Genomic DNA, 26,464 nt, shown 5'->3' with positions numbered 1-26,464 from the left:
CTAAGAAGATCCTTATATCTGTGTTCTACTCTAAACACGTGCAGCAGGCAATCTTGGAAAGTTTTCTAGTCTTCCCAACACTCTACTCTAGAGCAAGACCCCCCTGTACAGCTGTCCCCTTCTTTATCTTCGTCTGCGTAAGCACTTCTATCCTTAGATACTTCTTCGAAACTGTATACGCGTGGTGTCGCACAAGAAGTGAGTAAAAGTAGGGCTAGAATGAGTTTTTTCATTGTATTCTCTTTATTTTAAGTTCGGTTGATTGTACGTGTACTCTATTCTATAGCAAGTAGAATAAGCAAAAAAGAGTATCTCTATTCTTCTTTTTGTTGTGGCAATAGGTAGATACCGTAAAGAAGTATCAGAATACCTAAAAGTAAAGAAAATATCGCCACAGGAATAGGCATCAACCCCAATGACACACATCCTTGAATAAACATCTCAGAAATGGCACAAGACGTAAAGGCAAGATAGACTGCTCCGGATCCGCATAATGCCAATATCAGACCGAAAATCGCCACGGCGCTGGCGATTTCATAACGTGTGCGAACAGAAAAGCGTGCACGCCAAGAGACACTCATCCGATCACAAAGACCACTGCGTATCATTGTATTATTACTTACATCAATACTTTTCATAAATAAGATGCTCTATAAACAAGTAGAACTATTATAAATAACAAGAACAAAAATCAATAACTATTATATTCTATACCATAGAATTTGATTAGTTTTCTTGACTTCTTGTAATCTCTTTTCTTTAATTCCTCATATATACGTAGGCCTTTTGCGTTCATCCCCTGTTGAAAATAAAGGATCCCGAGCTTAGTCATCGTCTCTACGTCTGCAGGTTTTAGCTTGAGAATCATCTCATATTCTTGAATCTCTTCCAAGGGCATTTGCAAGTCATGATAACTATAAGCTAATTGGGTGTGGACCCAGGCATTTCCTGGGGCATACTCATTTAAAATTTTAAATTCTTCTATAGCACGCTGAGCCGTTGCAAAAAATTTTTCCTGAACATCTTCTCCATATCTTCCCGGAGGAACCCAGTAACTCACATCAAATTCGGGATATTTTCTAGGATCTGCGTACAATCCAGAGAGAGCCACATAAGCATCTGCTAAGGATACATGAGCTCCTAAATCTACAGGAATAGATTGTACGACTTTAATGTAGGCCTCTATGGATTTTTGTAATAAGCATTCTCTGAACAAAAAGTAGTCTTTCCAAAAACAAAAACAGCTGAATTTTCTCATGAAGTCATGCTTAGGAAGAAAACTTAGCACACTAGATAAGAGTGTGTACTCTTGATTTTGTAAATCTATAGCGAGTTTGGTTGCTGAGGAAGCTAAATGTGTTTGCTCTTCAACAATGTTATGCTTCCCCTTAAATAAAGTCTGAGCATTTCTTAAATAGTCAGTTGCTAGATTTTCAAAAAAATCTGGTTTCCCGGACAGTATGTACAAACGAACAACAAGACAGACAAATAAGGTAAGAAAAAAACACGCCAAGCAAAATGCTGGAACAATAGTTTTCCCAGAAAACAGAAAAAAATAGAGGAAGACTCCCAACTCCACACCCATTAATAATAAACATCCAAATAACAATAAGCTGTGTCGAATAAGATATTGGCGTAATTTTTGGTGTGTTTTTTTACATAAAGCTTCTAGAGTTGGGAGAGCATTATTTAACTTCATGTATTTTACAAACTCATCTTAATTTTATGGGAAAGTATGCAACTAATTGTTTTAATGCAATAGCTCCAATATTATTAAATAATAAAGCTTGTTATGGTTTCAACTTATCTACTCGCAAATTTTGGCGGTCCGCGTCATTCTAACGATATTGAAGTTTTTTTAACTTCATTACTTACTGATCGTGATGTTACCGGAGGATTCCTTCCTTCCTTCATTCACAAACGATTATTTTCCTTTATTGCTAAAAAACGTACACCTAAGGTTCTCCCTCAATACAATTGTATCGGTGGATTTTCTCCCATATATGAAGATACAGAGGCTCTTGCCAAAACTCTATCTTCACATTTAGACGCTCCTGTAATTACCTTTCACCGCTATTTACCAGACACCCATCAACAGACAATACAACAGTTAAAAACTCTAGGGGATCGTCCTGTTGTTGGCGTTCCTTTATTTCCACATTTCACGTATGCTGTTACAGGAAGTATTGTGCGATTTATCCACAAGCATCTACCTTCACTGAATATCTCTTGGGTAGCGCATTTTGGGAGTCACCCTCAGTTTATTTCGTGTATGATTGATCATATTCTGGAATTTTTACAATCTCACGACATTCCTACTAATGACTGCTGTCTATTATTTTCTGCCCATGGGCTTCCTATGAGATATGTGAATCAAGGTGACCCGTACAAGGTACAATGTGAGAAATCCTTCGCAGCCATTTCTGAAAGATTACCCGATATAGAAACCGTTCTGTGTTATCAATCTAAATTCGGTCCTGGCAAGTGGTTAACACCATCAACAAAAGAGGTATGCAAAACACTCAAGACGAATAAAAAACACGTTCTTATTGTGCCTTTTGGATTTACATCAGATCATATAGAAACTCTGTACGAAATAGAAAAAGAATACATTTCCATTCTTATAGATAGAAAATACCAAGCTCTACGGATCCCTGCGATTTACCAATCTCCTCAATGGGTCCAATCATTAGCAACAATTATTCAAAGTACTCGGCATGTAGAGAAAAACAGCTTAATAAAGTCGTGATGTCCTAAGGAAGACGGTATTGCTGTTTGATGGTTTGGTACTTGCCTGACCGAATGCTTTTTACTAATCCCATATTGAAACCTTCCAACAAGTTATTCTTCTCACCACGAAGAACTACTAATCTTAGGCCGTCTTGATTCAAAGGCTGGGAAATAATTTTTAAGCGTCCTTTATATGCAGTGTCTATCAATGCTGTAACTTCTATAATAGGAGCTAGCAAAGCATCATAACATCCGGAAGATAAAGCTTCTAAAGCTATGGGGACGTGTTGATAAGGTGTCAAAACTGCATCAAGGATATCTTGGCCGACAAGTATAGAGGCATCAAATTTATATACCCCAATAAGTTTACCACGCAAGTCCTGGATAGATTTGTAGGGAGATCCTTCAGCAACAACAAGTACCGGACCTGTTAGCAGTATCGGTTCAGAAAACTGATAATGATCCAGCATCTCTGCTGTCGGTAGTATCGATGTGAAAGCTCCGGCAGTCTTTTCGTCATCAAGATTTTCAAAAAGATGAATCCAATCTTGATTTATAACATTAATATTCAGGTTCTCACGGTAATTGATCTCGGATACAAGATCATTCAAGAAAGCGTTGATATTTGCTGTGTAAATTCCAAATTGTTTGGGGAACCAAGTAGTATCTCTTCCTACTAATAATTCTTTCTTTTCTCTAGAACAACCTAAGAAAACCAAAGGAAGGAAACACACAAGAGCTAGGAAATACAGTTTTAAGGAATTCTTGATTTTCACGCTAACTCACGCCTCGGATTCCAGACTTATTTTTCGCATCATATTCTACACAAGAAATTTTATCCAGCATGCTCTCCAAGATAAATTTTGAATAAAACTTTTCGAAAGAACGGCTTAAAGGCTAAAAAATCTGTTTATCAAAACAGAAAACATACTAGCTGTTTAATGTTAAGCATTTTATAGAGAAATTTTTCATAATGCTAATTAGAACTATCTTCGAGAAAATATTCTGATAAATATGTTCCCCCCAGTTTCCTACTACGTTTTAGCGTTAGGCCTTCAACAAGAATAGGTTCCACAGAAGCATTTTCTAAAAATACGTACCCGTGTTTATCTAAAATCCCACCTACAACAATATCGCGCAATACTGCAGCAATATAGCTATCTTCAAGATTATAGGGAGGATCTATGTAAATGAGGTCAAAAGACATGTGCTTTTTGGCTAACCGTTGAATTGCTGATCTTGCCTCTTGTTTTATAATTGTAATCGGCAAATTAGGATTCAAAAGTTGGCTATTTGCGCGAATTAATCGGACAGATTGTGCAGAAGAATCTACAAAAGTTACCGAAGAAGCCCCGCGACTTAAGGCTTCAAACCCGACAGATCCGACTCCAGCAAAAAGGTCGAGAAATATAGCGTCCTCAACATAGGCAGAACAAATGTTAAACACGGCTTCTTTTACCACGCCACAAGTAGGACGCACTGAAGGATTAGAGAAAGTTTTTAAAGACTTTCCTTTGTATTTACCAGCAAGAATTTTCAAATTATAACCTGAGGAATAAAATCTATATAATCAGCAGCCACGAGTTTATATTCTATAGTACGAATGTTTCCAAATCCCTCTAAGGGGGTACGTACTTTATGCATATGACCAAACAGACAATGAGAAACTCTTCCATCAGCTTCTAGCATCTGTGAGACAGGTCCTGCAGATCCATCACTACTGATGGGTGGATAATGTGTCATAACAATAATTTGCTCGATATCCTTAGGGACAGCGTCTAAAGCTCTTTGCAATCTTCCCAGTTCTCTTAAGAAAATTTTCTCGTCTTTCTCGCTATATTCCCGAGCTTGTTCAGGAAGTGGAGATTGGAAACATTGTGAAGCTATTCTTATAGTGGGGCTATCCCAAAGTCTTACACCTACAACAGCCATGTTCGGTTGTATGATGGAAAAACCTTGAGCTAGATAGTATAAATTTTCAGGAAGTGCTTGCGCTATTTTAGTTCCTGATGCAGAACTCCAATAATCATGATTCCCACGAATCATGTACTTAGTTCCTGGAAGAGATCCTAGAAAGGAGAAGTCTTCTTTCGCTTCTTCAAGATGCATTGCCCAAGAAATGTCTCCCGGAAGCAAAACTATGTCCTCGGGTGCGACTGTCTTTTGCCATCTTTCACGGATTTTTTCGTGATAGGAAACCCAAGGCTGACCAAAAACTTCCATGGTCTTTTCTGGGACTCCGATAGCCAAATGTAAATCCGCTATAGCATATATCCGCATAAATCAAGGCAATCCGTGCACTATCAATATAAGGGGGATATTCTACTGGATATCGTGCTAAAATCTCGATAGAGAAAAACAGGGGAAGTCGTTTACTAATTATAAAGATCTTCCATCAAAAGATATAATTATTAGGAATTCTCGTTCCCCGAGGAATGATAATAATACCGTCCCTAACAACTAGCTTCCCATCTGGAGAATCATAATCTTTATATCCTTTAATATTCGTCAATTTCACTCCGTTGCCGATCCTACAGTTCTCATCAATAATTGTTTTATAAATCTCACAATTATCGCCTATACCTAAAGGAGTCTGCAACGTGTTCCCATAGCGGTCATTCCCCATAACAACAGAATGGTCGATAACAGAATTTTTTCCTATCACGCCACGAATTCCCACAACACTATGAGATACCTTACTAGAATCGATAACTGCACCTTCACAAAGCAAAGAATTCGAAATCATAGAATCAGAAACTATAGTCCCAGGGAGGTGATGATTTTTACTATAGATCATTCCTCTATCGTCGTAACAGTTCAATCCACGAACTTGAGGTTTTGGCCTTTGAGTTAAAGCGATATTTGCTTCGTAATAAGATTCGATGGTACCGATATCCGTCCAATACCCATCATAAAGAAAGGTTTTTACAGTTCCTCGTTTTATTTGTGCTTGAATAAGATGCTTACCAAAGTCATCACCTTGCTCTTCTAGGAGTAGTTGGAACAGACTTTCTCTTCGAAAAAGGTAGATGCCCATATTCCCTAAAAAATTGCCGTGTTGAGGATCTAGCTTATGTCTACGACAATCTGTTGGCGAGAGACGGAAACGCTTTAGGATCTCTTCTTCCTGAGGTTTTTCATAGAAATCTAAAAGATTTCCATCTTTATCTATTTGTAAAACCCCCATTCTCGAGGCATCTTTTTCTTGTATTGGCTGAGCAACGATTACCATGTCTGACTGTGCATACAAAGCGTAATCTACTATCCTACGGAAATCCATATTGTATAGTTGATCTCCGGACAAGACTAGAAAATACTCTATCTCTGTATCTTCCAGATAGAGAAGATTTTGACGGATAGCATCTGCAGTCCCCTTATACCACACTTGACTCCCATCTCGGACCTCAGGAGCAAGGAGATGTATCTGATCTTGAAGTACACCGTGGTAAAAATAGGTCTTCATGAGGTGCTGTTGTAAAGTATAGGTAAGATACTGACCTATCACAAAAATCTTAGAAAATCCCGAAGCTATAGCGTGTGAAATAGGCACATCGATTAATTTATACCTACCCCCAAAAGATACAGTTGGTTTACAACGCCAACATGTGAGAGGAGATAGTCTTCTTCCTTCTCCACCGCATAAAACAATAACACCAACCTTATCTCGATAAAAATGAGAAACTTGATAACTTGAGGGATAGCCCTGAAAATCATTTTCTATCATTTGCCCTGCCTTCTGTAATTCTAATTTTAAATTAGAATCAAATAAAAAGACTACACAAACTAACTAGAATATAATTATATTAAATTAATAACAAAACCAAGCTTTTGTTATTTAACAGAATAAAAACGCATAATATTATAAACTTTCTAAAAGTGCAGAAGCTATGGCTGCGTCCGCTTCTTTCAATTCGCATTTGTCAAGTAAAGACCGGACTAATTCTCCAAGAGTAAATACTGATCGTAATTTTATCCCTGCATCTTTTAAGGCATCAGCTCCCCCGACCTGTCGATCTAGAAAAACCAAAGATTCTCGAATATTTAAACCTTCATCTTCTAAGGCCTTAGCAGTTTCTAAAATTGACTGACCTGAAGCGACAACATCGTTAATTACTAAGCATGTTTGTCCAGGAGAAAACAGTCCTTCAACTTTTATTCTATCTGTTTGGTTCGGATGTTTTAGTTCTTTCCTCCTCAATACCATAGAGATATTGTATTTCAGAGATATGCAAGTAGCTAAAGCAAGAGCAGTGTAAGGGACACCACATAATAAGCTACTATTAAAAGAAGGGCGTAGGCGCCAAATCAAAGAAGCTATAGTTTGTAAAACACTGGGACAAGAAATAACTAGACGCATATCGACATAAATCGGAGTTTTTTGACCATCGGATAGATTGAAGTCACCGAATTGTATTGCTCCTATACGATATAGGTTAATCACAGCATGATCACGAAGTTGCTTTTCTTCAAAGCTCATCATTACCCAGTATCCTCTCGTTTTTTTGACAAAATACAAAAACTCTCATTATAAGCACAAAGATATGCTTATTCGTTTATTTTTTGGTATTCCCCTATCTAAGAGACTAGAGAAAATTCATGAGTATCCCTTAACTGTGGCTATCTTTCAAAGAAAAGAATACTTAGGAATCTATAGTCCTGCGCAAGCTTCTCTACCAGTTGCAAAACTCCATACATATTACCAACAAGCTCAGGAAATTCTAGGAAGAGTATTACAAGAAAAATATCTCACTGGGGAAGAGACTCCCCTGCTAGTTTTTCCTGATATTCTCATTGGCAAATAAGTCTCATCTAAAAAACTATTTCGCAGTTCGTACTTTATTGCCGATCACACCAATAGAGCAATTCTCTTTGATACGAACAAAGACCATGAAACTATTTAATTGATAAAGATCAATCACCTTAGGATCTGCCAAATCATCAATGTGATTCGAGCAGGGGCATGTGGAGAATAAGATCTACAATCTTATAGCTAAGACTGTAGGCTTCAGGATTCTCACCTAACATGTAGGTGGTTCTAAAAATATAGAGACGGCGTGACCTTTCAGCCTATTCTTTTAGAGAAAGTAAAAACTCTGCGTTACTATTTGTCTTTTTTAATCTACCTAACAACAGATGCATAGCGTCAATAGCAGTAAGATCAGCAATTGCCTGTCGGAAAAGGTAAACTTTTTCTAATTCACTAGGGTGATAGAGTAATTCTTCTTTTCTTGTACCACTCTTAATAAGATCAATAGCAGGGTAAGTTCTTCGATCAGAAAGGCGACGATCTAGTACCAGTTCCATATTTCCTGTACCTTTGAACTCCTCGAAAATGACTTCATCCATTCTAGAACCAGTATCTATCAACGCTGTAGCTAAAATGGTTAACGATCCGCCACCTTCGATATTTCTTGCTGCTCCGAAAAATCTCTTAGGTTTATGTAGAGCACTCGCGTCTACGCCTCCTGTTAAGATCTTCCCAGAATGTGGTTGCACGGTATTGTAAGCTCGCGCTAAACGTGTAATAGAATCGAGAAGAATCACTACATCCTTTCCGTGTTCAACTAGACGTCGAGCCTTTTCTATAACCATTTCTGCAACTTGAATATGTCTTTCAGGCTGCTCATCAAACGTAGAAGCAACAACTTCACCACGCACCTGTCGAATCATATCGGTAACTTCTTCTGGGCGCTCGTCAATTAACAAAACAATGAGAACAATATCAGGATTATTTACTGCAATAGCGTGGGCTATGCTCTGTAAAATTACTGTCTTTCCAGAACGTGGAGGAGCTACAATAAGTCCCCGTTGCCCTTTCCCTATGGGCGCCGTAAGATCTAACACCCGTTCAGCGAGGTGCTCCTTCCCCATTTCCATAACAATTCTTTCATTGGGGTATAGAGGGGTCAAGTTTTCGAATAAAACTCGTTCCTTAGCTTTGTCTGGGGTAGATCCATTAATCTTATCTACCTTTAATAAGGCAAAATACTTTTCCTTCTCTTTTGGAGAACGTATGGTGCCTATAATTGTGTCTCCCTTCTTTAAATCAAATCTGCGAATCTGAGCTGGGGAAACATAAATATCTTCAGCAGAAGGGAGATAGTTATAAGTAGGTGATCTTAAAAAGCCAAACCCATCAGGAAGAACTTCCAAAACCCCTTCCCCGATTAAAAGCTCATCTGAACGTTCAGACTTTGCTTTAACGATCTCAAATACCACTTGAGATTTAGTGAGAGACCCGATGTTCTTCACTCCATATTGACGAGCCAATACATTAAGCTCTTCAATTCCCATCCTTTGCAATTTGGCAATTTTTGTAATAGTTACAGGTTGATTTTCATTCACTACATCCGCAACTACTGCACATTCTCCCGCAAAAGACTTCTCTTGCAACCCAGGACACGCATGTTTTCTATTCTCTTTGACCTTTGGCAAGACTTCTGAAGAACGTTCTTCTTTCATAATGCTCCCTTTAAAGCGTAAAAATATTCTTCAACTTTATGACGTAACTCTTCTTTAGTGCCGTTATTTTCTATAATAATATCGGCGTGCATCATTTTTTCCTCATGAGAAGAAAACCGTGCACATCTCTGATAAAAATTTAAATCAGAACAATTAGTTTTTTTGGTAAACCTTTCCCTACGAATATTCTCATCAGCTGTAATTAGAATTACACGATCAAACCATCTCGCATAATGTATTTCGTACAACAAAGGCACCTCAGCAATGAACAGAGGGTACTTTCGCTCTTTAGCGACTTGACAATACTGCTCTTCAATAATTCGACAAACTTCAGGATGTAAAATAGCTTCTAAAGCTTGCAGCAGATCTAAATTACCAAAAACTTTGTCTGCTATGACTTTTCTATCAAATGTATTGTCAATAACAACTTCTGGCCCCAGGAGATCTATAACGCGACGACCTATATGCGAGTGAGGAACAAGGAAACTATGCGAAACTTTATCAGCACTAATTACATAGGCTCCCAACTCTTGAAAAACCCTACACGCCTCAGTCTTTCCCGAAGAGAGATCCCCTGTAATAGAAACTTTTAGCAATTCTAACATTCTGCCCAATTTTTTCCAATTAAGATATTCACAACTAATGGGACAGATAAAATCATTGCTGATTCCATTATATCTCGCACTAAAGTTTGCACTTCTTCTTTTTCTTCCTCAGGGACTTCAAAGATCAATTCATCATGTATTTGTAACAGCATACGGCTTCTTAATTTGCGTTTTTCCAGCGCATCAGCAAGCTGTAGCATAGCTAATTTTATCAATTCAGCTGCGCTACCTTGGATGCGGGTGTTAACGGCAAGACGACCAGAAGCAGCACGAGAGTTAGAAAACTCTGTCCAATTATCAATTATTCTTTCTCGTCCCAGCAACGTCTTTACACGCAAATTTTCACAAGCTTGACTTATCGTTTCATCAATAAAACGAGCTACTGCAGGATAACGATCAAAGTATGCATCTATTAACTTCTGAGCTTCAGAAACACTGATTTTTAGAATCTTAGAAAGTCCATAAGCTTGTTGCCCATAGATAATACCAAAATTTACAGTTTTTGCTTGCATGCGCTGTTGCTTGGTGACTTCTTCTAAAGGCACATGAAATACCTGAGAAGCTGTAAATGTGTGCACATCTTCCCGCGACTCGAACGCTAACTTCAACGACTCATCTTGACTCAAATGCGCCAGGAATCTTAACTCAATTTGAGAATAATCTGCAGATAAAAAATAATTATTCTGACGCGTATCACGGAACGCTTTTCTTAACAATCTACCTCGCTCAGAGCGTATAGGAATATTCTGTAAATTTGGATCCTGACAAGCTAATCTACCTGTTACTGTTCCCATCTGATTAAATGTTGGGTGTATCCTAGAAGTATGAGGATCTATTTGCCTAGGTAAAGCTTTAACATAGGTAGAGAGTAACTTCTCAATAGCTCTAAATGCTAAAATTTTTTCAACAATTTCGTGTTCTCCTAATAAGGCTTCCAAAACTTCTGCCTTAGTAGACCGGGCTTTATCTATAGGCGTCAGGCCCAATTTATTATATAAAACATCCGACAACTGCTTAGGAGATTTAATATTAAAAGAAGCTCCAGCTAATGTGTAGATATCATCAGTAAGAATAGCTAATTCCTCTGACAAAGTTCTCTCAAGCTCTTGAAGATCCTCCACATCGAGTGGCATCCCATTTCTTTCAATAGTAAATAGGACGTTTTCTAGGGGCATTTCCATGTTGAAAAATAGATCTTCGACTCCTTTTATTTTTAATTCTTCTAACAGTGATTTTTTTATTTTAGGCAGATGAGAAACAAACTCTCCAAAATATTCGGCAGGTTTGGCAGGAGATTTCAATATAGGGAGACTTAACTGTCCCCATTCCTTTCCATACTTACCTGCAGACTCCATTAACCCGTGATCAACAAGAAGTGTTTGGTAAGAAATCTTAGCTCCACCGTTGATCAAATGTTCCGCCAAGGCTAAATCCAGGGTGATATTATCAATGTGAATACCAGCATTTTTCAACGCGTGATGATCTCTTTTGATATTATAACCATAAAATTCAGTATCTTTTCTTTTAAAGAAATCTTTCAATGGCGTGATAACATCGTCTTGAGCATGTTCTATATCAACGTAATAAACTTGTTCATCGCAGGCTAAAGCGACTCCCATTAATGTAAGAGAGGGAAGAAAATTCCCCTTATACCCCACAGAAAAAGCGACACTCTTTCCCTGTAAAGTAGACAAAACACGCACTAATGGCTGACTACTATTAATTATCTCCACGTCTATGTTGGAGGTTTCCTCGACTGGTTGCACTAAGGTTTTAAACCCATGACGCATGTAGAAGGTATTGATTTCTTCCTGACGCACCTGATGTAGAGGAAACTCAAATCCACTTATACTCATAGGAAGAGGTATATTGTTATTTAATACAGCGAGGTCTTTGCTTAATAACAATACATCTTTTTGCTCGGAGATCATTTTATGAGTGGAACCTGTCAATTCATCAAGATGTTCCAAAATACCTTCAACAGAATGATATTTTTGTAACAGAGCTGTAGCTTTTTTAGGTCCACAACCGGATACTCCAGGAATATTATCCGAGGTATCCCCCACCAAAGCGAGATAATCGGCTATTCTACTCGGGGGGACGCCATAGATATCTACAACACCATTTTCATCGATAGGAGGCTTATCTTTCCAAGGATTCAAAGCAACAACGTTCGGACCTACAAGTTGAAGCAGATCTTTATCTGCAGTACATAGGCAAACTTCATATCCCTCTGCAACTGCTTGCTTTGTGATACTCGCTATAACATCATCAGCTTCGACGCCTTCTATTTCTAAATAACGTAACCCGAGTAAATTACAATATTCTTTAACTATAGGGATTTGTTGGTGGAGATTTTCATCTTTTTTCTCCCGATGAATTTTGTAATCAGCATAAATTTCTCTACGACTTTGTTTGTTGTTTGGACCATCAAACACAGCAACCATATGATTAGGAGAGAATTCTTTGATTAATTTATTAATAGAACGAATAAAGCCAAAAACAGCCTGAGTTCCTTCTCCTGAAGAATTTTTCATATCAGGGAGAGCAAAATATGCTCTAAAAACAAATCCTGAAGCATCTAAAATAAAGATCTTTCTCACTAATTCTCTCCGCCCTATGAATCAGAATCACGAATCTAAGTAGTAAAATGTACTTATGGAATTATCTAAACTTGGGAGTAACTCATGTTGAATCTTTCCTGTGATTACAGGGCTGTTCGTTATTGATGACATAACTTTCTTCAACCAGCCATCACTGCCTAAACCGATCACACGGTAGTTATTTTCAATTTTGCAATCGGCTACTAAATCTTGTAACACTTGTTGTTTAGTTACATTCGCCACATCAATGTAACCTTCTTCTAAAGCTTTTTCGGGTGAATATAAACGGGCGCCTAACACACTCACAAGCTTATCTTTAGTTAATCGTGGACGATTGGTTACCACAACATCAACAAATTGACCATAAAGATAATCTATAATTTCTTGACGAATTTCACGATCTTTAGCTGTCCACTCTGTATAAGGATTCATAGGAGCTTTATCTTTCCCAGCTATAAGCAAATCGCTTTGCACACCATAACGAGATAAACCTTCTTTTACATTAAAATATGGTCCTGAAAGCACTCCTACAGACCCTATTAAAGAAGACGATGTAGAATAAATTTTATCCGCAGCACAAGCAACATAATAACCACCGGAAGCACAAAGACCGTTTACAAAAACGTAAACAGGACATTGAGTACGCTGCTTCCAAAACTGGATTATTGAATATACTCGAGAAATTTCGAATACCTCGCCTCCAGGGCAGTCCATATCAATGATTATCCCCTTCACTCTGTCTTTGTATGGTGCGGAATCTAATGTTGTAATCGCATCTTGAATGATTTTTGCTGTATGTTTGCTAGAAGCGATAACATCCTTCATTTCCAATACAGCAATAATCGGGGCATCTTTGCCTATATCTTTGACCTCTCCCTTAGCGTCAGGCATATTCACAAATTGCGCGTCATTCATTCCAGCGGTAGAAACAACCAACATTAAAGTAACAAAGATGGCAAGAACTACACCTAGAGATAAACCTAGGATTGATAGGAAGCCCTTAGACACAAAATGCCAAAACGTTTTCATAAACACCCGTAACGTCAAAAATTTATAGAACAAATATAATAAAGTATGTGAGGGAAGTCTTAAAGATCAAAAAAAATATGAATAAAAAGGGCGTAAACGCCCTTTAAATTATAGCGTAGCTACTTCTTCTTGATTAGAATTTTCTCCAGTAGTCTTACTGATAGCCACATCTGATACCATGGGATCTGCATCTAAACTCGCAGCAACAGCAGCAGCTTCTTTAATGTTGTACTCTCTTCCTATGAAAGCAACAACAGCTATCCAAACAATCATAATTAAAAGAAGTACTACAGCAATCACATTGAGACTTGCTGCAACAGATGAAAAGATAATCAAAAGCCCCTGATAAATCAACGAGCCTCCTGATTTCCCTATCCGAGATACAACGCCGTCAATAGCAGCCTTACCAAAGTTCTTCTGATCATTAGGCAAGGGAACAAAAGCCATTTCCTTAGTTTGATCAAAGAATGTGAATTTAGCGGCACGAGAAAATACGTTTTGCATACCACCTATCCACGCAGCTATCACCATAGGCGCCGTATTGAAAAGACCACCAAAGATCATAACATCTCTCTTCACAGCAAATATAGCTCCAAAGAACAAAACGCCTGTGACCAACATAACTATTGGTGTAGTCAATGCTCCTACTGTCCAACCCCACTTCCGGATACTTTGTCCAGTAAGGAAAATAGCCGCCAAGACGGAGACAATCCCTATCAAAGTAGTAATCCTACTCATATAGCTATTGAATTCAACATGGGAACTATAGATTTGGCTAACTTGATCTTTCCAAACAACTTCGAATAGGTGAATAACAAGGTTGTAGGATAAAACTATAATCGCAAGACCTAACAAGTATCGAGAACGAATAAGGTAAAGGAAAAGATTCTTCGCTTTAGCTTTCGTCTTTTTCTTAGCCTTTGCACTCGCTACACTCTCTTCAACTTGCGACAGTTCTTCTGTTACAGGTTCTGAAGATGAATAAGCTGAGAAATTATAGGTATGTTTTGTGAGAAGGTGAACTTTTCTATACAGCCAGATCATACTTAATCCAGCTAAAACGATTAACATGGTGAGGTTTAGCATAACCTCGTGCCACTTATCCTTTACGAAAGGAAAAACAAAGAACGTGTGTTTTCCCATCCAATAGGAAATCTCTCCGGCAAATACGGAAGATAGATTTAACCCCGTATTAATTAATGCGTAAAACCGTCCTGCTTCCTTTATACTAGTTACTTCATTAGCTAACCCCCAAAAGAGGGTTGAAAGAATTACCGAACTCCACAGTTCTGACATGACATAGTAGAGGCTATAGCTCCAATAGCGAATCATGACAATAAACCCACGAAGTCCTTGTGGCAGTAATTCTTGTAATCTATCCGCAACAGAATGCAAGTGTATAGCATCCCCCATCGGATAAATAACTACGGCAAATAAGAAAAAGAAACCTAGAAAAGTGCCTATGAAGGAATAAAAAACGGTGTCTCTTGGACACCGATTACTTAACCAACCGTAAACCATAGTAACGATAACGGCTCCGGGCACTATCCCCCAAACTTTCAAGAACGGTATAACTTCCGCACCCGCGTCAGACCCTACCACCACTAAAGTATCTTTCATACTTTTCAGGAGGCAATAATTAAATCCTACGAAAAAGGCTAGCCAGAAAAGAGGAATAAATTTTGGAAATTCTGATCGATATATGGGGCAGAAGTACGCCCGCAGTCTTGAAAAGGGTTTCATCTCTGATGACTGCATAAACTCCTTCCCAAAATTATAGAGCATAAAGATTTGTAAACAGATGGTAAATCATGCCTAAAAGACTTTGAACCTATACAGTTCTTATAATACTTGTTGCTGAGCAAACGGCAAGGCATATTTAAAAGACTACAACAAAATGTAAAGGACCATTGTAGCTAAACACAGCCTAAAACACAAGCTGTTCCTTCGAGATTCTTTTTCCCTTGCTTAAAGAAAAGAATTACCATGACCCCTAGTGAATACACTGTTTTCGGTAATCTATTACTCTCTCTAGAAAGTACAGAAACCCAAGGACAATCAGTGGCGCTAGCCCGATTACAGGAATCTGCACACCTGCGGTGACCCCAAGTAAAATAATAAATTGAACTACTGTGAAAATCTTCCCAAAAAAGAGAGCTCGGTAATCGTATCCCCTCCATCCTCCAACAACAGAAAGGTAAATTGCAAATAAGACAAGAAATATATCTCTAGCAAAAATAAGGAGGAGGTGCTCAGGAGAAAGAGATCTTTCCCAATAAAGGATAGCTACACAGACAAACACAAAGAATTTATCAGTAAGAGGATCCAACATGGAACCAAAGCGACTAGTAGCTTTGTAGCGACGAGCAAGATAACCATCTAACACATCACTGGCCATGGCCCCCAAAATGATTAATAGACGTAGATGAATCTTTTCTTGGTAGAAGAATAGAGCTAGCCATACACGTGATAGAGAAAGTAAGTTACAAAATTGTCTCATGATTTTGGCTAACGCGATCTTTATTAAGGAATCTTATAAATAATCTAAAAGAGCTTATTATAGGATAAGCCAACTCTACAGGCAAGAAGAGAGTTCTTTTCCTTAATGGCTACCTGCTAGATTACCTTACATGGATACCTATTTGATATTTTAGAAAATTTTTAAAGAAAAAGAGCAACTAGTCAATTTTATTACAAACTCTGTTGAAAAAAACGGAAAGAGAGGGATTCGAACCCTCGGTACCCTTTAGGGGTACGCGTCCTTAGCAGGGACGTACTTTCGACCACTCAGTCATCTTTCCTTAAATCAAGGAGTATATAGAGTTCCCTAGTGAAAAACCTTACCGTCCTCCTGTTCAATAAAGTAGAATAATTCCTATCTTTAATGAAAGCAAGTTAACTTTTAGGCCAGGGTTTCTGGCTTATCTTTTACATCTCATAGAAAAGAGCGGAATAAACTCCAGCTCCGTTCTAAAAGAAGAGGCTTATTCTATTGTAAGCTAGTATTAGTGATCTAGTAATTTCTATCGCGTATTTTCCACTTCCTCTAAACACTTAACGGAAACTTTATTGGTTTCGTAACCTTTATAACTTGAGCATATATTTTCGATATCCTAACCTGATCTCTAACAATGCCTGCACTTAGATCATGTCATAAAAAATCATGTCAACTCAAATAGAAAAGACTCCTCCCCCCACCCTACCTAGCCCACCTAATTCTAAAGAATCAGAAATGATTGTCCTAGGTTGCATGTTAACAGGAGTTAACTACCTTAACTTAGCAGCTAACCAGCTTAATGAAGATGATTTTTACTATCTTGAACATAAAATCATTTTCCGAGTTCTTCAGGATGCCTTTAAACATGATAAACCCATAGATGTGCATCTCGCTGGAGAAGAACTTAAAAGAAAAAATCAACTCGCGGTAATCGGAGGTCCTAGCTACCTAATCACCTTAGCAGATTTTGCAGGAACAGCAGCCTATATTGAAGAATATATCCAGATCATTCTTTCTAAATCGATTTTAAGAAAAATGATCCAAACGGCTAAGGAAATAGAGAAAAAAGCTATAGAGGAACCAAAAGACGTTGCTGTTGCTTTAGATGAGGCTCAAAATGCTTTATTTAAAATCAGTCAAACAACCTCTCTCTCGCAATACGTTCTCGTTGCTGATAAACTACAAGGTTTGACCTCTTCTCAAGACAAACCTTTCCTTATACAACTACAAGAGAAGCAAGAGTTTTTTCAACAATACGCTCAAAGTGGCGATGCTTTACCTATCTCTGGTATTCCTACACATTTCATTGATCTCGACAAAATGATTAATGGTTTTTCTCCATCGAATTTAATGATTCTTGCAGCCCGACCTGCTATGGGGAAAACTGCTCTTGCTTTAAATATCGCAGAAAACATGTGTTTTCAAAATCAGCTTCCCATAGGAATTTTTTCTCTAGAGATGACTGTAGATCAGCTAATTCACAGAATCATATGCTCTCGATCTGAAGTAGAATCTAGAAAAATCAATGTTGGTGACTTATCCGGACAAGATTTTCAACGTATTGTTTCTGTTGTAAACGAAATGCAACAACACACCTTACTTATAGATGATCAACCCGGATTAAAAGTGACGGATCTTCGTGCTCGAGCTAGAAGAATGAAAGAAAGTTACGATATTCAATTCTTGATTATTGACTACCTACAGCTTCTTTCCGGATCAGGGACTTTACGTTCTGTAGAAAGTCGTCAAACTGAGATCTCTGAGATTTCAAGAATGCTAAAGACTTTGGCAAGAGAGTTAAATATCCCTATTCTCTGTTTATCACAGCTATCGAGAAAAGTAGAAGACAGAACTAACCACAGACCTATGATGAGTGACCTCAGGGAAAGTGGAAGTATCGAACAAGATTCCGACTTAGTTATGTTCTTATTGCGTAGGGAATACTATGATCCAAATGATAAACCTGGAACAGCTGAACTGATAGTGGCGAAAAATCGTCATGGCTCCATAGGTTCTGTGCCTTTAGTTTTCGAAAAAGAACTTGCAAGATTTAGAAACTACGCGGCTTTTGAATTTAACGGTTAAAACAAAAGTTTTTATAATTTTAGCTTAGTATATTTTATAAAAATTCCAATCTAGGAATATTAAATAAACTTGTTCTATTTCTTTGGCCAGCCAGGATAAAATCGTTAGTGGACCACAAAATATCTTTGTAGTAACATTTTTCCTGTTGTTTCCTGTGAGGAAAATAGATGCCGCAAACCTAAGATTTGCTTAGTGTGTTGAGATTGCGGATAAGTACAACAGAGAAACACAGTGTGCTTAATTAACTTTAGGTATCCAAGGAATGGTTGTAGTTTGAATCCAACCATTCTAGCGATTTTTTCCTAAATTGAGAAAAAATCTTATCACACACATATTCATACGCTAACAATAAAAAAAGACTATGTCATCTGTTAAGAAAAAACGAAGACTTAAAATCGCTAAACATAAGCGTAATAAAAGACGCCGAAGAGACCGTCATAAAAATAAATAATTGCTAGTTTATGTGGACTCACCCAATTAATTACGATGTCATTGTAGTTGGAGCTGGGCACGCAGGTTGCGAGGCTGCATTTTGTTCTGCAAAAATGGGAGCCTCCGTACTCATTCTATCTTCAAACTTAGATACTATTGCTAAGTTAAGTTGTAACCCTGCTGTTGGTGGTATCGGGAAGGGGCATATTGTGCGAGAAATCGATGCTCTGGGCGGTATCATGGCAGAGGTTACTGATCAGTCTGGGATACAATTTCGTATCTTGAATCAGACCAAAGGTCCTGCTGTCCGTGCGCCAAGAGCTCAAGTTGATAAGCAAATGTATCATATTCATATGAAACGCTTATTAGAGAGCTGTCCTGGCCTACATATCATGCAAGGTACAGTTGAGTCTTTGCTCGACAATGAGAACGTTATTCAAGGCGTCACAACAAAAGAAGGCATTGCTTACCTGGGGAAAACAGTTATTCTGTCTTCCGGGACGTTTATGCGTGGTTTAATTCATATTGGGGATCTTAATTTCCCTGGAGGACGTCTTGGAGATCCTGCAGCAACAGGATTATCACTAGCATTAAAAGAACGTGGTTTCCCAATCAGCAGATTAAAGACAGGCACGCCTCCGCGTTTGCTGGCTTCCTCTATAGATTTTTCTGTAACTGAAGAACAACCCGGAGATCCAGGCGTAGGCTTTGTACATAGAAGTGAGCCGTTTGTCCCTCCCTTACCTCAAGTATCGTGTTACATTACCCACACTACAGAAAAAACTAAGGAGATTATTGCGGCCAACATTCACCGCTCAGCTCTTTATGGAGGACGCATTGAAGGCATAGGCCCACGATACTGTCCATCGATTGAGGATAAAATTGTAAAATTTGCTGATAAAGAGCGTCATCATATCTTCATAGAACCTGAAGGAATTCATACTCAGGAAGTCTACGTAAACGGTCTGTCTACATCTATGCCTTTTGATGTACAGTACGACATGATCCGTTCAGTCCGTGGGTTAGAAAACGCGATCATCACTCGTCCTGCTTATGCTATTGAATATGATTATGTTCATGGAAATGTTATTTACCCTACCCTAGAAAGTAAGCTAATAGAAGGCTTATTTTTATGCGGACAGATCAATGGAACAACAGGATATGAAGAGGCTGCGGCTCAAGGGTTGATCGCTGGGATTAACGCAGTCAACAAAGTACTAAAAAAACCTGCGTTTGTTCCTTCGCGGCAAGAATCTTATATTGGAGTTATGTTAGATGACCTGACAACTCAAATATTGGACGAACCTTACCGTATGTTCACAGGAAGAGCAGAACATCGCCTTCTTCTAAGGCAAGATAACGCCTGCTTACGTTTGTCTCACTACGGTCATGATTTAGGATTGTTAAGCAAAGAGCGTTACGAGATTTTTGAACATCAAAAACAAATTATAGAAGAAGAGAAACTCCGTTTAAGCAAGACATTTAAAAAGTATGGGAATTCTGTTGTTTCCTTAGCGAAGGCTCTATGCCGTCCAGAAGTATCCTACGACGCGCTTAAAGAAGCATTCCCTGAAGACGTTCGGGACTACGGTTCTACGCTTAACGCTTCATTAGAAATGGAAATTAAGTACGCAGGATACATAGATCGTCAGAAAGCTTTGATTCATAGTCTATCAAAATCAGAGAATATGATTATTCCTGAAGATATAGACTACCAAAGTATTTCTTCTTTAAGTTTAGAAGCTAGAGAAAAGCTAGCGAAATTTACCCCAAGAACTATAGGGTCTGCATCAAGAATATCAGGAATCGCCTGTGCTGATATTCAAGTGTTGATGGTTGCTGTAAAAAAACATGCTCACCAATAAATGTATTTTCTTAAATCTGTCCGGGAAAACTATCTTTGAGCAACTGCAAATAGAAGAAGCCCTTCTTCGCAATTCCAAAGAAAACTTTTGTATTATTAATTTTAATACGCCGGAAGCTGTGGTCCTCGGCATTTCCAGGCAGCCTAGTGAAGACCTTTATATCTCCGAATTACGATCTGATAATATACCTATAATTAAGCGCTACAGCGGTGGCGGCACAGTATTTATCGATAACAACAGTTTATTCGTAACTTGGATTATGAATTCCTCCCAACATATGGTGCATTCTCAAGATCTAATGCAATGGTCTTACGGTATCTATGCTCCTATTTTCCCAAAGACATTTGCCTTACATGAGAATGATTATACCCTGGGAGAAAAAAAAATTGCGGGTAATGCTCAATATATCCAGAAATCTCGTTGGGTCCACCATACGACATTTCTCTGGGATATGGATATAAATAAACTCTCACGTTATTTACCAATACCCCAAAAGCAACCAGCATACAGAAAACAACGTCTACACCAAGATTTTCTGACAACTATTCGTCCGTGGTTCCCTACTAAAGAAAGTTTTTTCAATAAACTAAAAACCTCTGCAAGTAGTCGTTTTATCTGGGAAACTCTTTCAGAAAATGAACTGAAAGAAATCTTAGAAAAACCACACAGGAAATCCACAATCTTACTGTAAAATTATTTCTGACTAAGCAGCAGAATTCACTATTTCGACTTTGCTGAAGAAATAGTTAATTTCTATAGCAGCGTTTTCCAAACTATCAGAACCATGAACTGCATTAATTCCTATAGACTCACCAAATTGAGCGCGGATAGTTCCTTGAGCGGCTTCTTGAGGATTTGTCGCCCCCATAATTTCTCTATTACGAGCTACAGCATTATCACCTTCAAGAACCATAACCACTACAGGACCAGAAATCATAAAATCTACTAACTCTTGGAAAAATGGACGCGATTTATGAACAGCGTAAAAGCCTTCTGCTTCTTTCACTGATAAATGCAACATTTTCATAGCAGCTATGCGAAATCCTGATTTTTCAAAGATAGCAATAATCTCACCAATATGAGCCTTACTAACAGAATCAGGTTTGATAATTGATAGCGTTTGTTCCATGTATATATAATCTCCTTAAACAACATGTAGTAAATGGTGGAGGAAATTATACCACTATCTCCAGGAAAGTCTAGCTCTTGTTCAAACCTTGTAAATTCTTCTTTAGAGCAATAGGAAGAATTTCTGCTATTGACGCATGATCCGGGAGCTCGCTCATAGCTTCGGCGATCATTCTCTCTGCTGAGGATTTTGGATAGCCTAATGCTGCTAAAGCTTGTATTCCCTCTTCCATACAAGAAGGTTTTGCTGGTCCCCAAGAAGCGGTGATTTGCGAATCTAAAGGGAGTAAGTCTGCAAGCTTTTGCTTCAAATCCACCATAAGTTTCTCAGCTGTTTTCTTCCCTATACCCGGAACAGAAGCTATAGCTTTGATATCCTCAGCACGAGCTATAGAACACAATTTGCTAAGAGAAAATGTATTTAAAATCGCTAAACCTGTCTTAGGTCCCACTCCTGAAAATGAAATTAACATACGGAAACACTCGCGTTCTCCACGAGTATTAAATCCATAGAGAACATGCTCAGTTTCACGAACAACAGTATAAGTATAGACTATAAGCTCGCGGTGTAGTTGACTTGACAATTCCATAAGCCATCTATCAGGAGCAAAAATACTAAACCCCAGTCCCTGACTTTCAATTACCATAGTTCCTGAACTGATATAAGTAAGCACACCACGAATATAGTCGTACATCACCGAACTCCCAAACAAGTATACGCAGAAGTATGCGCGTGGCATATCGCTAATGCAAATGCATCTGCAATATCCTCACAATTCGAATTTAAAACATCAGGAATATTCAAAATCTTGCTAACCATAAGTTGCACTTGCTGTTTACTTGCATTTCCCTTACCTACAACAGCTCTCTTAGCCACATTGGGCGTATATTCAAAAACGGGGATATCGCGTAAAGCAGCAGCTAAAACGAGTACTCCTCGTCCCATGCCTAACTTTATAGCACTTTGAGGATTCTTATGAACATATTGGGTTTCAAGTACAACGGCATCGGGAGTGACATTATCTAATACTCCAGATAGTGTTTGGAAAAGCTGCTTATAACGTTGTGTTAATGAATCTTTGGAAGATAATCGAATAGCTCCATAACTATGGGCTCGGATCTTGTAACGCTGCTCAACAAGGATAATTGCATACCCAGAAACTAAGGTTCCAGGATCTATCCCCATAATCAATTGCGTCATAAACAGGTCCGTGTGCAGGCTTCTAAAAAGTTCCCCTAATGGGAGGTGTAGAGTTTATTCTATGTGAGTTATATATAATTACAACTAGAAATTCTTACGTAAGATTTCTAAGAACCACATTGTGATTCTTGAGTACATTGATTACAGTCCAAATCTCTTCCTAGAAGCCGTTTTAAATGAGACACATTCAAAACATCCTCAAGCCCCAACTGCTTACTAAGAGTCTGTATATGGCAGTGTTGCTCTTCAACAAGGTCTTGTAACAGGGCGATCTCTTTCTTCTTCTGAACTAATTCATCGTGGATCTGTACGACCCTTTGCGCTTCTACATGTGTAGAATCAGAATTTCTGTAGTATTGCAGCTCGAGATTTAACCTTGCGATTTCTTCTTGATACTTTGTAGTTTGATCCTCTTGTAACGGACATTCTGCATGCCTTTGTTCAAACATATCTGTTTCAGGAATCTTAGATAAGGTTACTTTGTCTAGCTGTTCCTCGAGGATCTTAATTTTATGTTCATAGCAGAGACGCCGTCCTTCACTAATCTCTGTTTGTTGAACACTTTCTACCAAATCTCGTTTCAACTCATCAATGATATCATTTTGGTGACGAACTTGTTGCAACTTCTCAGAAAGGCGATGTTGTAACCAATTGTTTTCATTTTTCAACTTCTCAATTTCAGAACTTCTCATCTCATCTCGAGATGCAAATTCTTTCTCTAAAGCTGAAAATCGATACTTCCATTCAGAATGCATATCTTGCTCATTAGGAAGGACTGCTTGCTCAACTTCTGATTTATTGGACAGAAGTTGTTCACTCATTTTGCTACAAATGTCTGCTAAAGCAGTACATGCGTATTCCCATTCCATAATGTCTGCATCTTTCCATCGACAGAGCAACAGAAGCATAGATCTCGAATATATGTCGTAATGATTTGAAGAAGAACAGGTGGAGTTGCTAGACCACATAGAAGTTAGATGCAGCTTAATTGCCAATAAGAGCCGCCGCAAAGGATACCTCTAAGATATTAATTAGATTTTTCTGGCTTATAACACAGGATAGAGTTCTTGTCTCAACTTCACAGCCAAGAAAAAGAAATCAGAAAAATCCAAAAAATCTAAGTTTATATTTCCTAGTGTGAACACAAAACTTTAGAGTGTCATAAAAAATTCAGTGAGGATAAAAAATCCGATCACTTTCTTTATATGCAAAAATGAACGCGTAGACTTGAGTTAAGATCTAAACAAAAAGAAAAGTTGCTCAGAACAAGACTCGAACTTGCACGGGCTTGCGCCCAAGGGATTTTAAGTCCCTAGTGTCTACCATTCCACCATCTGAGCAATAATGAAGAGTCGCATCAATTATTCACTAAATAAATGAAAAGACTCGAATTGTAACTTCTGGAATCCTTCGCTTGAAAGAAAAAACCAAAAATATAACTCAGGATCTTACCAAATGCTACTTTCTAGATCAATGGTTTTCAAAGAGAAGACGAGTAAAAATATTCTCAAGAATCGTTACTCATCTTCTGTTGGGAAAGAAGAGGGCAAAGACTGTTCGCAAGCGTTTGCTGTCTCTATTTCTTCTTCAGGGAAAATAATTGTCTGATCACCTGACAATAAAGCATTGATTACGTCGGAACTTTCAGTAACTAATGCTTGTAGAGACTCATCCAAATCCGCTGAGGTCGCTGTAGGATCAGAGACGGCTTGAGAAATGATCTCAGAAATTAATTTCGCTGGAGGAGGCAATAATGAAAACTTCTTCTGCTCACCCAATTTATTTTCCTGAGATTCTTCCCAAAGTTCTTCCGTAACAGTATCAATAATCTCTTGAGATGATCCTACTACTTCTGATACTTCCTTATTAGTTTTTTTACGCCCTTGCTTTTTCTTCTCTTTCCATTTATCTCCTTTATGCTCCTTTTTCTCTTTTCTAGTTGTAGAATGAGGAGCAGGTGCAGCAGGAGTTTCTTGAGGAGTTTCAACTGCAACGGTTTCCGAAGTGTTTTCTTCCACAACTGCTACAGGAGCTGCTTTAGGTAATTTAATTAAAGCTTCTCGGCCCCCTGCAATTTTAATACCACGATCTAAACCTACAGCTTTAAGATTGATCTTAGTATCTCGGACTTCCATCACTTCATAATCGCCAGCAGGAACGATAAAAGGTTTGCTGTGATCACAATTGCGGAAAAAACACGTATTCCCTAAAGAGATCACTTCAACTGCTTCAACAACAAAAGGATCTTGAGAAAGCTGCTTAGTGTTGCGAATTGACAGTTTGTATCCTTCCCTCGAAGTAATGACAGTTTCAATAACTGGATCTCTTGTAAAATACACGAATTTAACCTTTTATTTAGAGTTCTTTGCTACATACTCTAATAAATCAACTATGCGGGTTGCATATCCTATCTCATTATCATACCAAGCAACTAGTTTGAAAAAGCGATCAGTTAACGCTATTCCTGCGCCAGCATCAAATATAGAAGAATATTCACATCCTATAAAATCAGAAGAAACTACTTCTTGATCTGTATAACCTAAAATCCCACTTAAATGCGTTTCTGAAGCTTCTTTAACAACCTTACATATTTCTTCATATGTGGTTGATTTCTGTAATCTTACAGTAAGGTCAACTACAGAAACATCAGCTACAGGGACTCGAAACGCCATTCCAGTTAATTTATTCTTGAGTTCAGGCAAACATAGAGCAACAGCTTTCGCAGCTCCAGTAGAAGCAGGAATGATATTTTGAAAAGCGCCTCTACCGCCTCTCCAATCTTTTTTTGAAGGACCGTCTACAACGCTTTGTGTGGCTGTAGCGGCGTGCACGGTGGTCATTAACCCTTCTTCTATACCAAAACTATCCAATAAAACCTTAGCTAAAGGAGCAAGACAATTTGTAGTACATGAAGCATTAGAAATAACTAAATCTTTTTCAGGATCAAATTTATGTTCATTTACTCCCATTACAAATGTAGGGACATCACCTTTTGCAGGAGCTGTAATCAAAACACGTTTAGCACCAGAAGCGAGATGCTTTTCTGCATCTTCTTTTTTAGTGAACAAACCTGTGCTTTCAATGACAACGTCTACACCTAAATCCTTCCAAGGAAGCTTTTGAACGTCAGATTGAGCCAGCAATTGGATTTTACGGCCATCGACAACAAGACAGCCGTTTTCATGAGATACTTCTGCTGGGAAACGGCCGTGAGTAGAATCGTGTTTAAATAGGTATGTTAACGCCTCTCCCGGGACAAGATCATTGACAGCTACAACTTCGATAGAAGAATTTCTTTTCAAAAGTTGTCTTAAAACCAATCTTCCTATCCGACCAAAACCGTTAATTACAACCTTCATCGCTATTCCCCAGTAGTCAGTATTACAAAAAAAACAGTCTAATTAGCTAAAAATTCTATAATACACTTTCGTGCATTATCACCAACTCTATTTTGCATTTTCAAAATACGAGTGTAGCCACCATTTCTAGAGACAAAACGAGAACCTAATTCATCGAATAGCTTATTGATCACCTTACGGTCTACGTTATAAACCGACAAGTCACCACCTTTAGCTTGACGAGCTTCTTTGCTTGTCAACTTATTGTATCGAATCATTAGCCTAGCAACAGCTAAACGTCTTGCAGCCAATGTATTTTTCTTAGCCAAAGTAATCATCTTATCCGCATGACGACGTAACTCTTTTGCTTTAGGCAAAGTAGTTTCTATTCTTTCTTGGTGGATTAGAGATTTTAACATGTTAGCTAACATACAACGATTATGCGCAGAAGTACGACCAACTCTAAATTTCTTTCTAGCGTGTTGCATA

27 protein-coding genes and 2 tRNA genes are annotated in these 26,464 nt (G+C 38.2%); 6 read left to right on the top strand and 23 right to left on the bottom strand.

Features of this window, described 5'->3' with window-relative positions:
• Nucleotides 1–65: 65 nt before the first annotated feature.
• The 3 genes from FI836_RS05220 to FI836_RS03425 form a co-directional block, all read right to left on the bottom strand.
• Complete coding sequence (locus FI836_RS05220) at nt 66–233, bottom strand: hypothetical protein (protein ID WP_014943660.1); 168 nt, start codon at nt 231–233, stop codon at nt 66–68.
• A gap of 81 nt (nt 234–314) precedes the next feature.
• A complete protein-coding gene (locus FI836_RS03430) occupies nt 315–638 on the bottom strand; it encodes a hypothetical protein (RefSeq protein WP_006343805.1) in 324 nt (107 codons plus the stop codon).
• 53 nt (nt 639–691) lie between these two features.
• Nucleotides 692–1,699, bottom strand: a complete 1,008-nt coding sequence (locus FI836_RS03425; RefSeq protein ID WP_006342814.1) for a tetratricopeptide repeat protein — start codon at nt 1,697–1,699, stop codon at nt 692–694.
• Nucleotides 1,700–1,792: 93 nt separating this feature from the next.
• Here FI836_RS03425 and hemH point away from each other — a divergent pair, with 93 nt between their 5' ends.
• Nucleotides 1,793–2,749 (top strand): ferrochelatase, encoded by a 957-nt coding sequence (gene hemH / locus FI836_RS03420; protein WP_014943658.1) that lies wholly within the window; start codon nt 1,793–1,795, stop codon nt 2,747–2,749.
• A 4-nt stretch (nt 2,750–2,753) separates the two neighbouring features.
• On the opposite strand, the gene FI836_RS03415 is transcribed toward hemH, so the two are convergent.
• The 5 genes from FI836_RS03415 to FI836_RS03395 form a co-directional block, all read right to left on the bottom strand.
• Nucleotides 2,754–3,506, bottom strand: coding sequence for a transporter substrate-binding domain-containing protein (locus FI836_RS03415; protein WP_014943657.1), 753 nt, complete (start codon nt 3,504–3,506; stop codon nt 2,754–2,756).
• Between the two features lie 200 nt (nt 3,507–3,706).
• Nucleotides 3,707–4,270, bottom strand: a complete 564-nt coding sequence (gene rsmD, locus FI836_RS03410) for a 16S rRNA (guanine(966)-N(2))-methyltransferase RsmD (protein WP_006342811.1) — start codon at nt 4,268–4,270, stop codon at nt 3,707–3,709.
• Nucleotides 4,267–5,010, bottom strand: a complete 744-nt coding sequence (locus FI836_RS03405; RefSeq protein ID WP_014943656.1) for a metallophosphoesterase — start codon at nt 5,008–5,010, stop codon at nt 4,267–4,269. Before FI836_RS03405 ends, rsmD begins: the two co-directional genes overlap by 4 nt.
• A gap of 115 nt (nt 5,011–5,125) precedes the next feature.
• Complete coding sequence (gene glgC, locus FI836_RS03400) at nt 5,126–6,454, bottom strand: glucose-1-phosphate adenylyltransferase (RefSeq protein ID WP_006342809.1); 1,329 nt, start codon at nt 6,452–6,454, stop codon at nt 5,126–5,128.
• Between the two features lie 135 nt (nt 6,455–6,589).
• Complete coding sequence (locus tag FI836_RS03395) at nt 6,590–7,210, bottom strand: orotate phosphoribosyltransferase (protein ID WP_013747321.1); 621 nt, start codon at nt 7,208–7,210, stop codon at nt 6,590–6,592.
• A gap of 61 nt (nt 7,211–7,271) precedes the next feature.
• On the opposite strand from FI836_RS03395, the gene FI836_RS03390 reads away from it, so the two are divergent.
• Nucleotides 7,272–7,532, top strand: a complete 261-nt coding sequence (locus FI836_RS03390; RefSeq protein ID WP_006342807.1) for a hypothetical protein — start codon at nt 7,272–7,274, stop codon at nt 7,530–7,532.
• 265 nt (nt 7,533–7,797) lie between these two features.
• Here FI836_RS03390 and rho read toward each other — a convergent pair whose 3' ends face one another.
• The 7 genes from rho to FI836_RS03355 form a co-directional block, all read right to left on the bottom strand.
• Nucleotides 7,798–9,192 (bottom strand): transcription termination factor Rho, encoded by a 1,395-nt coding sequence (rho, locus tag FI836_RS03385; RefSeq protein WP_006342805.1) that lies wholly within the window; start codon nt 9,190–9,192, stop codon nt 7,798–7,800.
• Nucleotides 9,189–9,797 carry a dephospho-CoA kinase gene (gene coaE, locus FI836_RS03380; RefSeq protein WP_006342804.1) on the bottom strand — a complete coding sequence of 203 codons (609 nt, stop codon included), beginning with the start codon at nt 9,795–9,797 and terminating at the stop codon, nt 9,189–9,191. Before coaE ends, rho begins: the two co-directional genes overlap by 4 nt.
• Entirely contained in the window at nt 9,791–12,400 is a 2,610-nt protein-coding gene (polA, locus tag FI836_RS03375; RefSeq protein ID WP_139934575.1) for a DNA polymerase I, read from the bottom strand. The genes coaE and polA overlap by 7 nt, the downstream gene beginning before the upstream one ends.
• A 27-nt stretch (nt 12,401–12,427) precedes the next feature.
• Nucleotides 12,428–13,429, bottom strand: coding sequence for a S49 family peptidase (locus tag FI836_RS03370; RefSeq protein ID WP_006342802.1), 1,002 nt, complete (start codon nt 13,427–13,429; stop codon nt 12,428–12,430).
• A 108-nt stretch (nt 13,430–13,537) separates the two neighbouring features.
• Nucleotides 13,538–15,187 carry an NTP/H+ exchange transporter Npt2 gene (gene npt2 / locus FI836_RS03365; RefSeq protein WP_006342801.1) on the bottom strand — a complete coding sequence of 550 codons (1,650 nt, stop codon included), beginning with the start codon at nt 15,185–15,187 and terminating at the stop codon, nt 13,538–13,540.
• Between the two features lie 235 nt (nt 15,188–15,422).
• Complete coding sequence (locus tag FI836_RS03360) at nt 15,423–15,929, bottom strand: CDP-alcohol phosphatidyltransferase family protein (protein WP_006342800.1); 507 nt, start codon at nt 15,927–15,929, stop codon at nt 15,423–15,425.
• A gap of 213 nt (nt 15,930–16,142) precedes the next feature.
• A tRNA-Ser gene (locus tag FI836_RS03355) sits at nt 16,143–16,230 on the bottom strand.
• A 362-nt stretch (nt 16,231–16,592) separates the two neighbouring features.
• Here FI836_RS03355 and dnaB point away from each other — a divergent pair.
• The 4 genes from dnaB to FI836_RS03330 all read left to right on the top strand — a co-directional run bounded on the left by dnaB (nt 16,593) and on the right by FI836_RS03330 (nt 20,999).
• A complete protein-coding gene (gene dnaB, locus FI836_RS03350) occupies nt 16,593–18,011 on the top strand; it encodes a replicative DNA helicase (RefSeq protein ID WP_006342799.1) in 1,419 nt (472 codons plus the stop codon).
• A 361-nt stretch (nt 18,012–18,372) separates the two neighbouring features.
• A complete protein-coding gene (locus FI836_RS05415; protein WP_072667724.1) occupies nt 18,373–18,462 on the top strand; it encodes an AURKAIP1/COX24 domain-containing protein in 90 nt (29 codons plus the stop codon).
• A 10-nt stretch (nt 18,463–18,472) separates the two neighbouring features.
• A complete protein-coding gene (gene mnmG / locus FI836_RS03335; RefSeq protein WP_006342798.1) occupies nt 18,473–20,308 on the top strand; it encodes a tRNA uridine-5-carboxymethylaminomethyl(34) synthesis enzyme MnmG in 1,836 nt (611 codons plus the stop codon).
• On the top strand, nt 20,295–20,999 hold the full coding sequence (locus FI836_RS03330; protein ID WP_006342797.1) for a lipoate--protein ligase family protein: 705 nt from the start codon (nt 20,295–20,297) through the stop codon (nt 20,997–20,999). Before mnmG ends, FI836_RS03330 begins: the two co-directional genes overlap by 14 nt.
• A gap of 12 nt (nt 21,000–21,011) precedes the next feature.
• Here the strand turns inward: FI836_RS03330 and ndk are convergent, their stop codons facing one another.
• The 8 genes from ndk to rplQ all read right to left on the bottom strand — a co-directional run bounded on the left by ndk (nt 21,012) and on the right by rplQ (nt 26,463).
• Nucleotides 21,012–21,437 carry a nucleoside-diphosphate kinase gene (gene ndk, locus FI836_RS03325; protein WP_006342796.1) on the bottom strand — a complete coding sequence of 142 codons (426 nt, stop codon included), beginning with the start codon at nt 21,435–21,437 and terminating at the stop codon, nt 21,012–21,014.
• Between the two features lie 70 nt (nt 21,438–21,507).
• The gene (gene ruvA, locus FI836_RS03320; RefSeq protein ID WP_014943653.1) at nt 21,508–22,131 is read right to left on the bottom strand and encodes a Holliday junction branch migration protein RuvA; all 624 of its coding nucleotides are present in this window, start codon (nt 22,129–22,131) and stop codon (nt 21,508–21,510) included.
• Nucleotides 22,131–22,637, bottom strand: a complete 507-nt coding sequence (gene ruvC / locus FI836_RS03315) for a crossover junction endodeoxyribonuclease RuvC (RefSeq protein ID WP_006342794.1) — start codon at nt 22,635–22,637, stop codon at nt 22,131–22,133. Before ruvC ends, ruvA begins: the two co-directional genes overlap by 1 nt.
• A gap of 107 nt (nt 22,638–22,744) precedes the next feature.
• Nucleotides 22,745–23,506, bottom strand: coding sequence for a hypothetical protein (locus FI836_RS03310; protein WP_014943652.1), 762 nt, complete (start codon nt 23,504–23,506; stop codon nt 22,745–22,747).
• Nucleotides 23,507–23,894: 388 nt separating this feature from the next.
• Nucleotides 23,895–23,977, bottom strand: a tRNA-Leu gene (locus tag FI836_RS03305).
• A gap of 177 nt (nt 23,978–24,154) precedes the next feature.
• Nucleotides 24,155–24,976 (bottom strand): GrgA family transcription factor, encoded by an 822-nt coding sequence (grgA, locus tag FI836_RS03300; protein WP_006342792.1) that lies wholly within the window; start codon nt 24,974–24,976, stop codon nt 24,155–24,157.
• A gap of 12 nt (nt 24,977–24,988) precedes the next feature.
• Nucleotides 24,989–25,996: a type I glyceraldehyde-3-phosphate dehydrogenase gene (gap, locus tag FI836_RS03295; protein ID WP_006342791.1), complete on the bottom strand. Its 1,008-nt coding sequence runs from the start codon at nt 25,994–25,996 to the stop codon at nt 24,989–24,991.
• A 38-nt stretch (nt 25,997–26,034) separates the two neighbouring features.
• On the bottom strand, nt 26,035–26,463 hold the full coding sequence (gene rplQ, locus FI836_RS03290) for a 50S ribosomal protein L17 (RefSeq protein ID WP_006342790.1): 429 nt from the start codon (nt 26,461–26,463) through the stop codon (nt 26,035–26,037).
• Between the last annotated feature and the right edge of the window lies 1 nt (nt 26,464).

This window comes from Chlamydophila parapsittaci, from assembly GCF_006385615.1.
Lineage (GTDB): Bacteria > Chlamydiota > Chlamydiia > Chlamydiales > Chlamydiaceae > Chlamydia > Chlamydia psittaci.
This window is presented reverse-complemented; position numbering and strand designations above follow the sequence as displayed.

Bases quoted from the DNA above. Each gene is read 5' to 3' on its own strand.
- FI836_RS05220 (WP_014943660.1), bottom strand. From the start codon at position 233: ATGAAAAAACTCATTCTAGCCCTACTTTTACTCACTTCTTGTGCGACA.
- FI836_RS03430 (WP_006343805.1), bottom strand. From the start codon at position 638: ATGAAAAGTATTGATGTAAGTAATAATACAATGATACGCAGTGGTCTT.
- FI836_RS03425 (WP_006342814.1), bottom strand. From the start codon at position 1,699: ATGAAGTTAAATAATGCTCTCCCAACTCTAGAAGCTTTATGTAAAAAA.
- hemH (WP_014943658.1), top strand. From the start codon at position 1,793: ATGGTTTCAACTTATCTACTCGCAAATTTTGGCGGTCCGCGTCATTCT.
- FI836_RS03405 (WP_014943656.1), bottom strand. From the start codon at position 5,010: ATGCGGATATATGCTATAGCGGATTTACATTTGGCTATCGGAGTCCCA.
- glgC (WP_006342809.1), bottom strand. From the start codon at position 6,454: ATGATAGAAAATGATTTTCAGGGCTATCCCTCAAGTTATCAAGTTTCT.
- FI836_RS03395 (WP_013747321.1), bottom strand. From the start codon at position 7,210: ATGATGAGCTTTGAAGAAAAGCAACTTCGTGATCATGCTGTGATTAAC.
- FI836_RS03390 (WP_006342807.1), top strand. From the start codon at position 7,272: ATGCTTATTCGTTTATTTTTTGGTATTCCCCTATCTAAGAGACTAGAG.
- rho (WP_006342805.1), bottom strand. From the start codon at position 9,192: ATGAAAGAAGAACGTTCTTCAGAAGTCTTGCCAAAGGTCAAAGAGAAT.
- coaE (WP_006342804.1), bottom strand. From the start codon at position 9,797: ATGTTAGAATTGCTAAAAGTTTCTATTACAGGGGATCTCTCTTCGGGA.
- FI836_RS03370 (WP_006342802.1), bottom strand. From the start codon at position 13,429: ATGAAAACGTTTTGGCATTTTGTGTCTAAGGGCTTCCTATCAATCCTA.
- npt2 (WP_006342801.1), bottom strand. From the start codon at position 15,187: ATGCAGTCATCAGAGATGAAACCCTTTTCAAGACTGCGGGCGTACTTC.
- FI836_RS03360 (WP_006342800.1), bottom strand. From the start codon at position 15,929: ATGAGACAATTTTGTAACTTACTTTCTCTATCACGTGTATGGCTAGCT.
- dnaB (WP_006342799.1), top strand. From the start codon at position 16,593: ATGTCAACTCAAATAGAAAAGACTCCTCCCCCCACCCTACCTAGCCCA.
- FI836_RS05415 (WP_072667724.1), top strand. From the start codon at position 18,373: ATGTCATCTGTTAAGAAAAAACGAAGACTTAAAATCGCTAAACATAAG.
- mnmG (WP_006342798.1), top strand. From the start codon at position 18,473: ATGTGGACTCACCCAATTAATTACGATGTCATTGTAGTTGGAGCTGGG.
- FI836_RS03330 (WP_006342797.1), top strand. From the start codon at position 20,295: ATGCTCACCAATAAATGTATTTTCTTAAATCTGTCCGGGAAAACTATC.
- ndk (WP_006342796.1), bottom strand. From the start codon at position 21,437: ATGGAACAAACGCTATCAATTATCAAACCTGATTCTGTTAGTAAGGCT.
- ruvA (WP_014943653.1), bottom strand. From the start codon at position 22,131: ATGTACGACTATATTCGTGGTGTGCTTACTTATATCAGTTCAGGAACT.
- ruvC (WP_006342794.1), bottom strand. From the start codon at position 22,637: ATGACGCAATTGATTATGGGGATAGATCCTGGAACCTTAGTTTCTGGG.
- FI836_RS03310 (WP_014943652.1), bottom strand. From the start codon at position 23,506: ATGGAATGGGAATACGCATGTACTGCTTTAGCAGACATTTGTAGCAAA.
- gap (WP_006342791.1), bottom strand. From the start codon at position 25,996: ATGAAGGTTGTAATTAACGGTTTTGGTCGGATAGGAAGATTGGTTTTA.
- rplQ (WP_006342790.1), bottom strand. From the start codon at position 26,463: ATGCAACACGCTAGAAAGAAATTTAGAGTTGGTCGTACTTCTGCGCAT.